Raw genomic sequence first — 13208 nt, 5'->3', positions numbered from 1 at the left:
GGGTTAAAAGAGGTATTAAAGCGCAAAATATCCCCCTATCCCCTTAAGAGTTTGCCATAAAATAAAGCAACCAAAACCCCCTTTTTAAAAAAAACAGACTAAAAAATATTAATTTCTATATTGGGTTCTCAATTGGTTGTTGGTTGAGTTTTTGGTTGAGACACTACTAGTCATTGGAAGAATTGGGTTCAAAAAAAATATAAAAAATAATAGTCAGTTATTTATCTTATAAAGTTAAAGAAAGTTATATAACCTAATTAGATAAGATAAATATTAAAGCGATAACTGGTCCAATTATATAAGGAAAAAATATTATTATAGTAACTAGAGTATAGCCGAGATATTCAACGAATTATATTTTACTAAAAACCCATCACTCTCAACTTCATCGTCATCAGTATCGCCTCTAAATGCCATTATAGTAGCTCTAATAGCTGTTAATACTAACCCAATAATAATAGCTATTAATACTAACCCAATAAGAACAATAGGTATTAAAAAAACTAGAATGCCTTTAGACATTATTTGTCTTTTATTTTAAAAATAATTTCTGCTATAAGAAATAAAATCCCTAAAGAAACCCCCTTTTATGGAGTCCCTTTTTGAGCTTGCTCTAAAGCCATTTGCGCATGCTTGCAATCCTTTTTAAAAGACTTCGTAATAAAATTAACCTTAAGCGTCGAATCAAAGGCTTTGTGGCATTTTTCAAGCTTGTGATCGCGCTCTTGCGGATCTTGCAAGTAATATTTCACTGAATGCACAAAACTGAAATGAAACCCCATAGGAGGGATACGGCTATCTGGCGTGCCTTCGCAATGATCACTACAATAATCACTTTGTGCTTCTAAACCCCCTAGCATGACTAACAATAAAAAAACAACCTTTTTCATCAAAATATTCCTTCAATCTTTTTCTAATTTCCTCCAAAATACACCAACGCTGAACCCCAAGTCAATCCCCCACCAAAAGCGTCTAAAAGCATTAAATCGCCCTTTTTCAAACGCCCCTCTTCATAAGCTTCACACATGGCCATAGGGATACTGGCTGCTGAAGTGTTGCCGTATTTATGCACGGTTAAAACCACTTGCTCATCTTTAAAATCCAAATGCTCCCGCACCGCTTGAATGATCCTAAAATTAGCTTGATGCGGGATAAACAAACGCACATCTTCAGGTTTGAGAGCGTTTTTTTCTAAGATCATTTCCACATCTTTTAAAAGCGTTTTTACCGCTAGTTTAAACACTTCATTGCCTTTCATACGCAAAAAAGGCTCTAAAGCTTCTTCTTTAGCGTTAAAGGGCGTGGGTTTTAGAGTCCTTGGCGTATAAAGATAATTAGAAAAATTCCCATTCGCTGAAATCTGCACATCTAAAATGCTTTCTTTTAAACGCTTGGTTCTGCCTATCACGCACGCCCCAGCCCCATCGCCAAATAAAATACAAGTCCCCCTATCCTTAAAATCTAACACGCTGCTCGTTTTTTCTGCCCCCACAATCAGCACATTTTCATACATCCCGCTTTCCACATAAGCCTTAGCCACCGATAATAAATAAATAAAACCCGTGCAAGCGGCTGAAATATCAAACGCCGGTTTGTTTTCAATGCCTAATTTCGTGCTCAACACGCAAGCGGTTGAAGGCATAGCCAAAAAATCAGGGCTTAAAGTCGCCACGACCACCAAATCAATGTCTTGTGGGGTTAAATGCGCTCTCTCTATGGCCTGCTTAGCCGCTATTACCCCTAAATCGCTGCTTTTTTCTTCATCGTTAGCGAAACGGCGCTCTTTGATACCGGTCCTTTTTTCTATCCATTCATCGCTGGTATCCAAAAATTGCTGGAACTCTGCATTTTTCACACGCTCGCTTGGAACATGCATCGCAATGGATTTAAGAGAGGCGTAAAATTCCATTCAATCCCTTTACATAGTTATTTTTAGGCGTCTTGTTGATCGCTTTGGCTCTCAAAAGATTGAGATTTCAAGCTCTCAAACGCTTGAGTAATCCTCAAACAAACCTGACTTTCAACAGCGCTAATAGCCTGATAAATCGCACATTCAACCGCTCTAGCGTTGCTCTTGCCATGGCTGATGATCACGCTTTTATTCACGCCCAAAAGCGGTGCTCCCCCATATTCAGCGTAATCGGTTTTTTGTTTTAAAATACCAAACGCGTTCTTAAGCATCAAAGCCCCCATTTTAGATTTAAAAGAGCTTTTAATTTCATCTTTAAAAATAGAGACTATCGCGCTAGCGACCCCTTCAGTTGTCTTTAAGACCACATTCCCCATAAAGCCATCGCAAACCACCACATCCACAACCCCTTTGAAAATATCGCTCCCCTCCACATTGCCATAAAAGAAGTCATAAGCTTTCAGCATTTTATGCGTTTCTTTAACGAGCATGTTCCCTTTAATATCTTCTTCGCCATTACTCAAAAGACCCACCTTAGGGCTGTCATAATGCAACACGCTTTTAGCGTATTCATACCCCATAAGAGCAAAATCAATCAAATATTCAGGCTTGCAATCCGTGTTCGCTCCTGCGTCTAATAGCACGCTAGGGCGTTTGCCAACGCTAGGCATCAAAGTGCAAATAGCAGGCCTTTCAACCCCCTTGATGCGCCCTAAACGCAAGGTCGCTAAACCCATAGTCGCTCCGCTATGCCCCGCTGAAATCAAAGCGTCAGCCCCATTTTTCAAAATATCCATACCCAAGTAAATGGAAGATTCCTTACGCTTAATCGCCTCAGTGGCGGCTTCTTCCATCTTGATGTAGTCTTGCGTGTGGATCATTTCCACTTTGCTGGCTAACTCTTTAGAAATAAAAGGGGTCGCTTTGTCTTTATCCCCCACTAAAACCGCACTAAAACTCTTATTCTCTAAAGCCCTTGAGACTCCCTCAATAATGGGTAAAACCCCATGGTCAGCCCCCATTAAGTCTATTACAATTTTCATCATGCGTCCTTAAAAGGCTTGTTGCAATCCTTTAAAATACTTTCTATCACTAAAGATAGCTTTTATATTAGTATTCTTTAGTAAATTTGTTAATATGGTGGGGAAGCTTCCAAGTGCCATCTTTGGCTTTCACAGGTTTAGCCAACTTAACGCTATAATGCGTACGCCTTTTTGCCGCTCTTGTCTTACTCACTCTTCTATCAGGTACTGCCATAAATTCTCCTTCATTTCAATCTGCATAATGGTAGTCTAATTTAATAGACTCCACTTCAGAGCGTAAAATTTCGCTCAAATCAATAAAACCATTGAAAGATTCAATAACATCTAAATTATCAAAATCCAAACTTTGGCTTTGCGTATCCCACAACCCGTCTGAAATATGCAAAACCAACGACTCATCAAGGCTTTTTTTAAACTCTTTACCGCTTGTATCGCAAATAAGCATCAATTCACCCTTAAGGCACGCTTTCAAGCGAAACAATTTCGCCCCTACCCGCACAACTTCGCCCTCTAAAACCACTCCCTCATGCTCTAAAGAAAACGCTTTAGGCGCATTAAAAGCGATTTTACGCATTTCAAATTGCATGCTTACTTAAAAACGCCCTTAAATTTTAAAGATCTCTAGCGGCAAAAAAGAAAGCGATTTCATTGTGCGCGTTTTCCAAGCTATCGCTCCCATGCACCGCATTAGCGTCAATGCTTTCAGCAAAATCCGCTCTGATAGTGCCTTTTTGAGCGAGTTTGGGATCAGTCGCTCCCATAAGATCTCTGTTTTTAGCCACGGCATCTTTGCCCTCTAAAACCATAACCACCACCGGACCACTGACCATAAATTCTATCAAATCTTTAAAAAAGGGTCTCTCTCTGTGGATCGCATAAAAGTTTTCAGCGTCTTTAACGCTCAAATGCAAGCGTTTCATAGCAATCACTTCCAAGCCGTTACTCTCAAAGCGATCAATGATCTTGCCTACCACTTTTTTCTTAAGTGCATCCGGTTTAATAATAGACAGCGTTCTTTGTTTCAATTTAAACTCCTTGTGAATTGTTGATTATACAAAAATTTTTTAAAATATTACCCTTAAAATATTTTTTTAACGCTTAAAGAACGCTTTAATCTCCTCAGCTTTGTTGGTTTTTTCCCAAGTGAATTCCTCTAATTCGCGCCCAAAATGCCCATAAACTGAAGTGAGCGAATAAATGGGTCTTAATAAATCCAGGCTTTCAATAATGCCTTTTGGCGTGAGTTTGAAAACCGATTTCACGCATTTTTCCAACTCCGTGCTTGAATACTTGCTCGTGTTATGCGTGTTCACATAAATAGACACTGGCTCTATCACCCCAATCGCATAAGCAAGCTGCACGGTCGCCTTATCGCAAACCCCACTCGCTACCAAATTTTTAGCCACATAGCGGGCCGCATAAGCCGCGCTCCTATCCACTTTGCTAGGGTCTTTCCCGCTAAACGCTCCCCCGCCATGCGGGCAACTCCCCCCATAAGTGTCCACGATGATTTTTCTGCCCGTCAAGCCCGCATCGCCTTGCGGCCCACCGATAACGAATTTTCCTGTGGGATTGACAAAAAACTTGATATTGTCATGCAAATATTCTTTAGGTAAAACCTTATACACGATCTCTTCAATCACGGCTTCTTTTAAATGTTTTTGCGAAACTTCTGGGGAATGTTGGGTGGAAATGACAATCGTATCAATGCTTACAGGCTTGTTGTTTTCATAACGCACGCTCACTTGAGACTTGCCATCAGGCCTTAAAAAAGGCAGAGTGTTGTCTTTTCTTTTTTGAGCCAGAGCGAAAGTGAGTTGGTGCGCTAAATGGATGGGTAAGGGCATGAGCGTTTCAGTCTCTTTGCACGCATAGCCAAACATAAGCCCTTGATCCCCTGCCCCAATCTCGCCATCTTCTCTATCCACGCCTTGATTAATATCAGGGCTTTGCTCGCCAACGCCATTCAAAACCGCCGCGCTCCTGTAATCAAAGCCATAAAGAGCGTCTGTATAGCCAATCTTTTTAACCACTTCTCTTGCAATCTCTTGCATAGGGGCATAAACAGAAGTTTTTAACTCGCCAGTGATCATGCAAAAACCATTAGAAACTAAAGTCTCGCATGCGACTTTGGCTTTTTGATCCCGCTCAATAATGTAATCTAAAACCGCATCGCTGATTTGATCAGCCATTTTATCAGGATGCCCCTCGGTTACTGATTCAGAAGTGAAAAGAAAACTATCTTTCATTGATTGTCCTTATTAAAATAATCATTCGTGTTCAAAATGGGCTTATTATAGCTTATTTCATTCTTTAAGACTTAAAAAACCCTTTGGCTTTTTGCAACAAACTCGTTTTTTGCTGTTTCCTGAAATTCGTTCGTAAATGAGCCAGGAAATGGTGCCATTCATGGATTTCCATAGCAGGGATCGCTCCGGCAAAATTAGTGTTAGGGGGCAAGTCTTTGCCCACCGCGCTTTTACCCCCAATTTGAGTGAATTCACCCACATGCAAATGCCCTCCAATGCCCACTTGACCGCCAAAAACCACATTACGACCGGTGGTTGTAGAGCCGCTCAAGCCCACTTGAGAGACGACGATGCTGTGTTCGCCTAAAACACAATTATGCCCAATTTGAACCAGGTTATCAATCTTAACGCCCTCTTTAATCAAAGTCTCGCCAAACACCGCCCTATCAATCGCCGTGTTAGCGCCAATTTCTACATTTTTTTGGATCCTAACAATCCCCACATGCTCAATTTTGACATGCTCTCCTAAAGCAGTGTGCGCATAACCAAAGCCATCGCCTCCGATCACACTGCCTGCATGGATAGTAACATTGTCTTCTAAAATCGTGTTTTGATACAAGATCACACGAGGATACAAAACGCAATTTTTACCGATTTTGACCCCATCAGCGATCACCACGCCCGGATAAATCAAAGAGTTTTCGCCAATTTCTACGCCCTCTCCAATCATCACATTAGGCATGATCGTTACTTTTTCAAAATGTTTAGGCTCGCTAACGCTTTGTGGGTTTTTAAAAAAAGGGATTTTAAAGGCATGCGAAGCTTTGGCAAAGGCTAAATGCGGGTTATCCACGATTAAAGCTTGCATGCGTTTTGGCACTTTAGAAGATTCTTTTTTACGGATAAACACCGCCCCGGCTTTGGAATCTTTTAAAAGTTTAAGGTAACGCGCTTGGTCAATATAGCTAATATCATTAGGCGTAGCCTTATCCAATTCCGCTAAGGCATGCACTTCAAAATCGTTTGAAAATTCCGTTTCAATAGAATAGACACTCAACAATTCGCTTAATTTCATCAATACCCCTTATTGTTCTGAAAATCCCACAACAGCGTAGCTTTATTATCTTTTTCTTCCACAGCCCCCATGCCCATGACATGATAGCCGGCATCCACAAAATGCACTTCCCCACTCACGCCACTAGACAAGCTAGAGAGCAAATACATCCCGGCATTGCCCACTTCTTCTAAACTCACATTTTTTCTTAAAGGGGCGTTGATTTCATTCCATTTTAAAATCATCCTAAAATCAGCGATCCCGCTAGAAGCGAGAGTCCTGATAGGCCCAGCCGATAGGGCATTCACCCTTATATGGTGTTTGCCTAAATCCACCGCTAAATAACGCACCGCGCTCTCTAGGGCCGCTTTAGCCAACCCCATCACATTGTAATGCGCCATGTATTTGGTGCTGCCCAAATAGCTTAAAGTCAAAACAGACGCCCCGTTATTCAATAAAGGTTTTAGAGTGTTTGTCAGCTCTATTAAAGAATAAACAGAAATTTCCATAGCGGTGTTAAACGCGCTTTTAGAAGTTTCCAACAAGCTCCCCTCTAAAGCCTCTTTAGGGGCAAAGGCCACGCTATGAACGATAAAATCCAATGAGCCTAAATCTTGCTTAATATTATTGTATAGCGACTTGAAATGCTCTTCTTTGCTCACATCCAATTCATACACATAGGGGCTATTCAATTCCTGCGCGATAGGCCTCACGCGCTTTTCTAAGCTCTCATTCAAATAAGTGAAAGCCAAAGTAGCCCCTTGATTGAAGCAAGATTGAGCGATCCCATAAGCGATGGATTTATTGTTTGCCACCCCTACAATAAGCCCTTTTTTACCTTTTAAAAATCCCATGATTTTCCTTTATAAAAATGAAATGATTGTTTTAAAATTTTCTAATTCCAAAGACGCGCTCCCGATCAACAAGCCATCCACGCTATCAATCCCTAAAATTTCTTTAGCGTTTTGTATATTCACGCTCCCCCCATACAATAAGGGCGTTTTTTGATTTAAAATTTGTTTTAAAAAACCATGCGTGAGATAAATATCTTCTAAAGAAGCGCTTTTTTTGGTGCCAATCGCCCAAATAGGCTCATACGCCACAATTAAATTGGAATAATTAAGATCAATATTTTCTAATTGCTCATTTAAAAATTCCTTTACAGCCTTAAAACCCTTTTCTCTGGTCGTTAAATCTTCGCCAATACAATAGACAATTTTAAAATTTTTATCTTTAAAAAAATCAAACTTTTCTTTCAAAAAGCTAGGGCTTTCTTTTAAAAGCGTTCGCCTCTCGCTATGCCCTATTAAAAGCGTGTGGATTTTGAGTTCTTCTAAATGCTTTGAAGTGATTTCACCGGTAAAAGCCCCACAATCTCTAGGGTAAGCATTTTGCGCTCCTAAAGTGAAATGCAAAAACGCATTAGGCAATAACCCCAAAAAATCAGGGAATACAAACACCCTGTCAAAATGCTGCGGTTTTAAAGTTTTTTCTAATTCTTTTAAATACGCATGGCTTTTAAAAATAGGCATAGCGGATTTAAAATTAGCCATGGCAATTTTTGTCATTGAACGATCCTTATTTTATAGGTGGTCTATCCCTTATTATAGCATTCAAAAAATGTAAATTTTAAACAATAGCCCCCTTGAATTGAATTTTTTCTCAATTTAGGTTTTGTTTATAAGAAAAATTATTTCAAATGTAGTAAAATTAAGGCAGTGTTTTTGCGTCAAGCGATTTTAGGTTAATTTTGAGTTTTTAGGAGCAGTTTTTATGCAACAAGAAGAGATTATAGAGGGTTATTATGGCGCTAGCAAAGGGCTTAAAAAGAGCGGTATTTATGCTAAGCTGGATTTTTTACAGAGCGCTACGGGCTTGATTTTAGCGCTCTTTATGATAGCACACATGTTTTTAGTCTCAAGCATCTTGATTAGCGATGAAGCCATGTATAAAGTGGCGAAATTTTTTGAAGGAAGCTTATTTTTAAAAGCAGGCGAGCCGGCTATTGTGAGCGTGGTTGCAGCAGGAGTTATTCTTATTTTAGTCGCGCATGCTTTTTTGGCGTTAAGGAAATTCCCTATCAATTATCAGCAATACAAGGTTTTTAAAACCCACAAGCATTTGATGAAACATGGCGATACGAGTTTGTGGTTTATTCAAGCCCTCACTGGGTTTGCGATGTTTTTCTTAGCGAGTATCCACTTATTTGTCATGCTCACAGAGCCTGAAAGCATTGGGCCTCATGGCTCAAGCTATCGTTTTGTAACGCAAAACTTTTGGCTTTTGTATATTTTCTTATTGTTTGCCGTAGAATTGCATGGTTCTATTGGGTTGTATCGCTTAGCGATTAAATGGGGGTGGTTTAAGAATGTGAGCATTCAAGGCTTGAGAAAAGTCAAATGGGCGATGAGCGTGTTTTTTATTGTTTTAGGGCTTTGCACCTATGGGGCTTACATTAAAAAAGGTTTAGAAAATAAGGACAATGGCATTAAAACCATGCAAGAAGCCATAGAGGCTGATGGGAAATTCCACAAAGAATAAAGGTAGAAAATGAAAATAACATATTGTGATGCGCTAATTATTGGAGGCGGACTAGCTGGGTTAAGGGCTAGTATCGCATGCAAACAAAAGGGTTTAAACACCATCGTTTTAAGCCTAGTGCCTGTCAGGCGTTCGCATTCTGCGGCCGCTCAAGGGGGCATGCAAGCGAGCCTTGCGAACGCTAAAAAAAGCGAGGGCGATAATGAAGATTTGCACTTTTTAGACACGGTTAAAGGGAGTGATTGGGGGTGCGATCAGCAAGTGGCTAGGATGTTTGTAACCACTGCCCCTAAAGCCATTAGGGAATTGGCCAGTTGGGGGGTGCCTTGGACTAGGATTAAAAAGGGCGACAGGCCTGCGGTCGTCAATGGTGAGCATGTAACTATCACTGAAAGAGACGATAGGCATGGTTATATCTTAAGCCGTGATTTTGGCGGCACTAAAAAATGGCGCACATGCTTTACGGCTGATGCCACAGGGCATACCATGCTTTATGCGGTCGCTAATGAAGCCTTACACCACAAAGTGGATATTCAAGACAGAAAGGACATGCTCGCTTTCATCCATCATAATAATAAATGCTACGGAGCAGTGGTAAGGGATTTGATCACAGGCGAAATTTCAGCGTATGTTTCTAAAGGCACGCTTTTAGCTACCGGAGGTTATGGGCGCGTGTATAAACACACCACTAACGCCGTGATTTGCGATGGAGCCGGGGCTGCAAGCGCGTTAGAAACCGGCGTGGCTAAATTAGGCAACATGGAAGCGGTGCAATTCCACCCTACCGCTTTAGTGCCAAGCGGGATTTTAATGACCGAAGGTTGTAGGGGCGATGGCGGGGTTTTAAGAGACAAGTTTGGCAGACGCTTCATGCCCGCTTATGAGCCGGAGAAAAAAGAGCTTGCGAGTAGGGATGTGGTCTCAAGGCGGATTTTAGAGCATATCCAAAAAGGCTATGGAGCCAAATCGCCTTATGGGGATCATGTGTGGTTGGATATTGCTATTTTAGGGCGTAACCATGTGGAAAAAAACTTAAGAGATGTGCGCGATATTGCCATGACTTTTGCCGGCATTGATCCGGCCGATAGCGAAGAGCAAACCAAAGACAACATGCAAGGAGCGCCCATTAATGAGCCTGAATACGGGCAAGCGATGGCTAAGCAAAAAGGCTGGATCCCCATAAAGCCCATGCAACACTATTCTATGGGTGGGGTTAGGACAAACCCTAAAGGCGAAACCCATTTAAAAGGCTTGTTTTGCGCGGGTGAAGCGGCATGCTGGGATTTGCATGGGTTTAACCGCTTGGGGGGAAATTCTGTGAGTGAAGCGGTGGTCGCTGGCATGATCATAGGGGATTATTTCGCCTCGCATTGTTTGGAAGTGCAAATTGAAATCAACACGCAAAAGGTTGAAGCCTTCATTAAAGAAAGCCAGGATTATATGCATTTTTTATTGCATAATGAAGGCAAGGAAGACGTGTATGAAATCAGAGAACGCATGAAAGAAGTCATGGATGAAAAAGTGGGCGTTTTTAGAGAAGGCAAAAGGCTAGAAGAAGCCCTTAAAGAATTGCAAGAGCTTTATGCGCGCTCCAAAAACATTTGCGTGAAAAACAAGGTTTTGCACAATAACCCTGAATTAGAAGACGCTTACCGCACCAAAAAAATGCTCAAACTCGCGCTTTGCATCACTCAAGGAGCGTTACTGCGCACTGAAAGCAGAGGGGCTCACACAAGGATTGACTACCCTAAAAGAGACGATGAAAAATGGCTTAATCGGACTCTAGCGAGCTGGCCTAGCGCTGAGCAAGACATGCCCACGATTGAATACGAAGAATTAGATGTGATGAAAATGGAAATCAGCCCTGATTTTAGGGGCTATGGCAAAAAGGGCAATTTCATTCCCCACCCCAAAAAAGAAGAGCGCGACGCTGAGATTTTAAAAACGATTTTAGAACTAGAAAAGCTTGGAAAAGACAGGATAGAAGTCCAGCATGCGCTCATGCCTTTTGAATTGCAAGAAAAATACAAAGCCAAGAACATGCGTTTAGAAGATGAAGAAGTCAGGGCTAGGGGGGAACATTTGTATTCTTTCAATGTCCATGATTTATTAGACCAACACAATGCTAATTTAAAAGGAGAACACCATGAGTGATAATGAACGAACAATTGTAGTTAGAGTGCTAAAATTTGACCCTCAAAGCGCGGTGAGCAAGCCGCATTTTAAAGAGTATCAATTGAAAGAAACGCCATCCATGACGCTCTTTATCGCTTTAAACCTCATCAGAGAGCATCAAGATCCAGATTTGAGCTTTGATTTTGTGTGCCGCGCTGGGATTTGCGGCTCTTGCGCGATGATGGTTAATGGGAGACCAAGGCTAGCTTGTAAAACCCTAACTTCCAGTTTTGAAAGCGGGGTGATTACGCTGATGCCCATGCCCAGTTTTACGCTCATTAAAGATTTGAGCGTGAATACCGGCGATTGGTTTTTGGACATGACTAAAAGGGTGGAGAGTTGGGCGCATTCTAAAGAAGAAGTGGATATTACTAAGCCGGAAAAAAGGATTGAGCCTGATGAAGCCCAAGAAGTCTTTGAATTAGACAGATGTATTGAATGCGGGTGCTGTATCGCTTCTTGCGGGACCAAACTCATGCGCCCTAATTTCATTGGAGCTGCTGGCATGAACAGAGCCATGCGTTTTATGATTGACAGCCACGATGAAAGAAGCGATGACGATTTTTATGAATTAGTCGGCGATGATGATGGCGTTTTTGGGTGCATGAGCTTGATCGCTTGCCATGACACTTGCCCTAAAGAATTACCCTTACAAAGCAGTATCGCCACTTTGCGTAATCGAATGTTGAAAGTGGGTAAAAGCCGCTAATTTCTTTGGGTCGTTTTTGAAAATCTTTTTAGTTTTTTTAAGCGTCTTTTTTTTTAATGGGTGTTTTGGGTTAGTCTATAAGACTCCCATTTCAAGCCCCCCTATCTCTTATGACCCCTACACTACCACCATTGGGAGTTTGTATGCTAAAAATTTAAAAGAAAACCCTAACCATAGCGCGGCCATTCTTTTAGAAGACGGCTTTGACGCCTTGTTGCACAGAGTGGGTCTTATTAGAATGAGCCAAAAAAGCATTGACATGCAAACTTATATCTATAAAAACGACCTTTCTTCTCAAGTGATCGCTAAAGAACTTTTAAATGCGGCCAATCGTGGGGTAAAAGTGCGCATCCTTTTAGATGACAACGGGTTAGATTCAGATTTTTCAGACATCATGCTTTTAAATTTCCATAAAAACATTGAAGTGAAAATCTTTAACCCCTACTATATCCGCAATAAAGGCTTGCGTTATTTTGAAATGCTTGCGGATTATGAACGCATTAAAAAACGCATGCACAACAAGCTTTTTATTGTGGATAATTTCGCTGTCATTATAGGGGGGCGCAACATTGGGGACAATTATTTTGATAACGATTTAGACACGAATTTTTTAGATTTAGACGCTTTGTTTTTTGGGGGGGTTGCCTCAAAGGCCAAAGAAAGCTTTGAACGCTATTGGAGATTCCATCGCTCTATCCCTGTTTCATTACTAAGAACCCATAAAAGACTCAAAAACAACGCTAAAGAAATCGCCAAGCTCCATGAAAAAATCCCTATCAGTGCTGAAGACGCAAACGAATTTGAAAAAAAAGTCAATGATTTTATAGAACGCTTCCAAAAATACCAATACCCCATTTATTATGGGAATGCCATTTTTCTAGCCGATTCACCCCAAAAAATTGACACGCCCTTGTATTCGCCCATCAAAATCGCTTTTGAAAAAGCCCTTAAAAACGCTAAGGACTCCGTTTTTATCGCTTCATCGTATTTTATTCCAGGTAAAAAGATAATGAAAATCTTTAAAAATCAAATTTCTAAGGGGATTGAATTGAATATTCTTACCAATTCCCTTTCATCTACGGACGCTATCGTGGTCTATGGAGCGTGGGAAAGGTATCGCAATAAATTAGTGCGAATGGGCGCGAATGTCTATGAAATACGAAACGATTTTTTCAACCGCCAGATTAAAGGGCGCTTTAGCACCAAACATTCCTTACACGGCAAGACAATTGTTTTTGACGATGCCCTAACGCTTCTAGGGAGTTTTAATATTGATCCGCGCTCTGCATATATTAACACTGAAAGCGCGGTCTTGTTTGACAACCCATCTTTTGCCAAAAGGGTGCGTTTGTCGCTTAAAGATCATGCCCAACAATCATGGCATTTGGTGGTGTATCGGCATAGAGTGATTTGGGAAGCGGTGGAAGAAGGGATTTTAATCCATGAAAAAACTTCGCCTGACACTTCCTTCTTTTTGTGCTTGATTAAAGAATGGTCTAAAGTCCTTCCTGAAAGAGAGCTTTAAGAC

General features: G+C 41.0%; 15 protein-coding genes. 4 read left to right on the top strand and 11 right to left on the bottom strand.

The genetic code is table 11. The features are described from left to right. Positions 1 to 324: 324 nt before the first annotated feature. The 11 genes from EAL04_RS07195 to EAL04_RS07145 form a co-directional block, all read right to left on the bottom strand. Positions 325 to 522, bottom strand: a complete 198-nt coding sequence (locus EAL04_RS07195) for a hypothetical protein (protein WP_120974315.1) — start codon at positions 520 to 522, stop codon at positions 325 to 327. A gap of 65 nt (positions 523 to 587) precedes the next feature. Further along, positions 588 to 890: a hypothetical protein gene (locus tag EAL04_RS07190; protein ID WP_001880203.1), complete on the bottom strand. Its 303-nt coding sequence runs from the start codon at positions 888 to 890 to the stop codon at positions 588 to 590. Between the two features lie 23 nt (positions 891 to 913). Beyond that, positions 914 to 1909 (bottom strand): ketoacyl-ACP synthase III, encoded by a 996-nt coding sequence (gene fabH / locus EAL04_RS07185; RefSeq protein WP_120974313.1) that lies wholly within the window; start codon positions 1907 to 1909, stop codon positions 914 to 916. Between the two features lie 23 nt (positions 1910 to 1932). Further along, positions 1933 to 2952: a phosphate acyltransferase PlsX gene (plsX, locus tag EAL04_RS07180; RefSeq protein ID WP_162982524.1), complete on the bottom strand. Its 1020-nt coding sequence runs from the start codon at positions 2950 to 2952 to the stop codon at positions 1933 to 1935. 67 nt (positions 2953 to 3019) lie between these two features. Further along, the gene (gene rpmF, locus EAL04_RS07175; protein WP_000290431.1) at positions 3020 to 3166 is read right to left on the bottom strand and encodes a 50S ribosomal protein L32; all 147 of its coding nucleotides are present in this window, start codon (positions 3164 to 3166) and stop codon (positions 3020 to 3022) included. A gap of 15 nt (positions 3167 to 3181) precedes the next feature. Then, positions 3182 to 3538 (bottom strand): hypothetical protein, encoded by a 357-nt coding sequence (locus tag EAL04_RS07170; protein ID WP_078272261.1) that lies wholly within the window; start codon positions 3536 to 3538, stop codon positions 3182 to 3184. Between the two features lie 25 nt (positions 3539 to 3563). Then, complete coding sequence (gene ndk, locus EAL04_RS07165) at positions 3564 to 3977, bottom strand: nucleoside-diphosphate kinase (RefSeq protein WP_000813730.1); 414 nt, start codon at positions 3975 to 3977, stop codon at positions 3564 to 3566. 66 nt (positions 3978 to 4043) lie between these two features. Next, on the bottom strand, positions 4044 to 5201 hold the full coding sequence (gene metK, locus EAL04_RS07160) for a methionine adenosyltransferase (RefSeq protein ID WP_120974309.1): 1158 nt from the start codon (positions 5199 to 5201) through the stop codon (positions 4044 to 4046). A gap of 64 nt (positions 5202 to 5265) precedes the next feature. Beyond that, a complete protein-coding gene (lpxD, locus tag EAL04_RS07155; protein ID WP_120974307.1) occupies positions 5266 to 6276 on the bottom strand; it encodes a UDP-3-O-(3-hydroxymyristoyl)glucosamine N-acyltransferase in 1011 nt (336 codons plus the stop codon). Further along, the gene (gene fabI, locus EAL04_RS07150) at positions 6276 to 7109 is read right to left on the bottom strand and encodes an enoyl-ACP reductase FabI (protein ID WP_120974305.1); all 834 of its coding nucleotides are present in this window, start codon (positions 7107 to 7109) and stop codon (positions 6276 to 6278) included. Before fabI ends, lpxD begins: the two co-directional genes overlap by 1 nt. A gap of 9 nt (positions 7110 to 7118) precedes the next feature. Beyond that, positions 7119 to 7823 (bottom strand): triose-phosphate isomerase, encoded by a 705-nt coding sequence (locus EAL04_RS07145; protein WP_120974302.1) that lies wholly within the window; start codon positions 7821 to 7823, stop codon positions 7119 to 7121. Between the two features lie 205 nt (positions 7824 to 8028). Here EAL04_RS07145 and EAL04_RS07140 point away from each other — a divergent pair, with 205 nt between their 5' ends. From EAL04_RS07140 to clsC, 4 genes are read left to right on the top strand one after another with little or no spacing between them, the layout of a single operon-like run. Then, on the top strand, positions 8029 to 8796 hold the full coding sequence (locus EAL04_RS07140; RefSeq protein ID WP_108395334.1) for a fumarate reductase cytochrome b subunit: 768 nt from the start codon (positions 8029 to 8031) through the stop codon (positions 8794 to 8796). Positions 8797 to 8805: 9 nt separating this feature from the next. After that, entirely contained in the window at positions 8806 to 10950 is a 2145-nt protein-coding gene (locus EAL04_RS07135) for a fumarate reductase flavoprotein subunit (protein WP_120974300.1), read from the top strand. Continuing rightward, entirely contained in the window at positions 10943 to 11680 is a 738-nt protein-coding gene (locus tag EAL04_RS07130) for a fumarate reductase iron-sulfur subunit (RefSeq protein WP_001282432.1), read from the top strand. The genes EAL04_RS07135 and EAL04_RS07130 overlap by 8 nt, the downstream gene beginning before the upstream one ends. A gap of 16 nt (positions 11681 to 11696) precedes the next feature. Further along, on the top strand, positions 11697 to 13205 hold the full coding sequence (gene clsC, locus EAL04_RS07125; RefSeq protein ID WP_120974298.1) for a cardiolipin synthase ClsC: 1509 nt from the start codon (positions 11697 to 11699) through the stop codon (positions 13203 to 13205). The last annotated feature ends 3 nt before the right edge of the window (positions 13206 to 13208 follow it).

The sequence above is a fragment of the Helicobacter pylori genome, from assembly GCF_003638305.1.
GTDB classification, from domain to species: domain Bacteria; phylum Campylobacterota; class Campylobacteria; order Campylobacterales; family Helicobacteraceae; genus Helicobacter; species Helicobacter pylori_DJ.
This window is presented reverse-complemented; position numbering and strand designations above follow the sequence as displayed.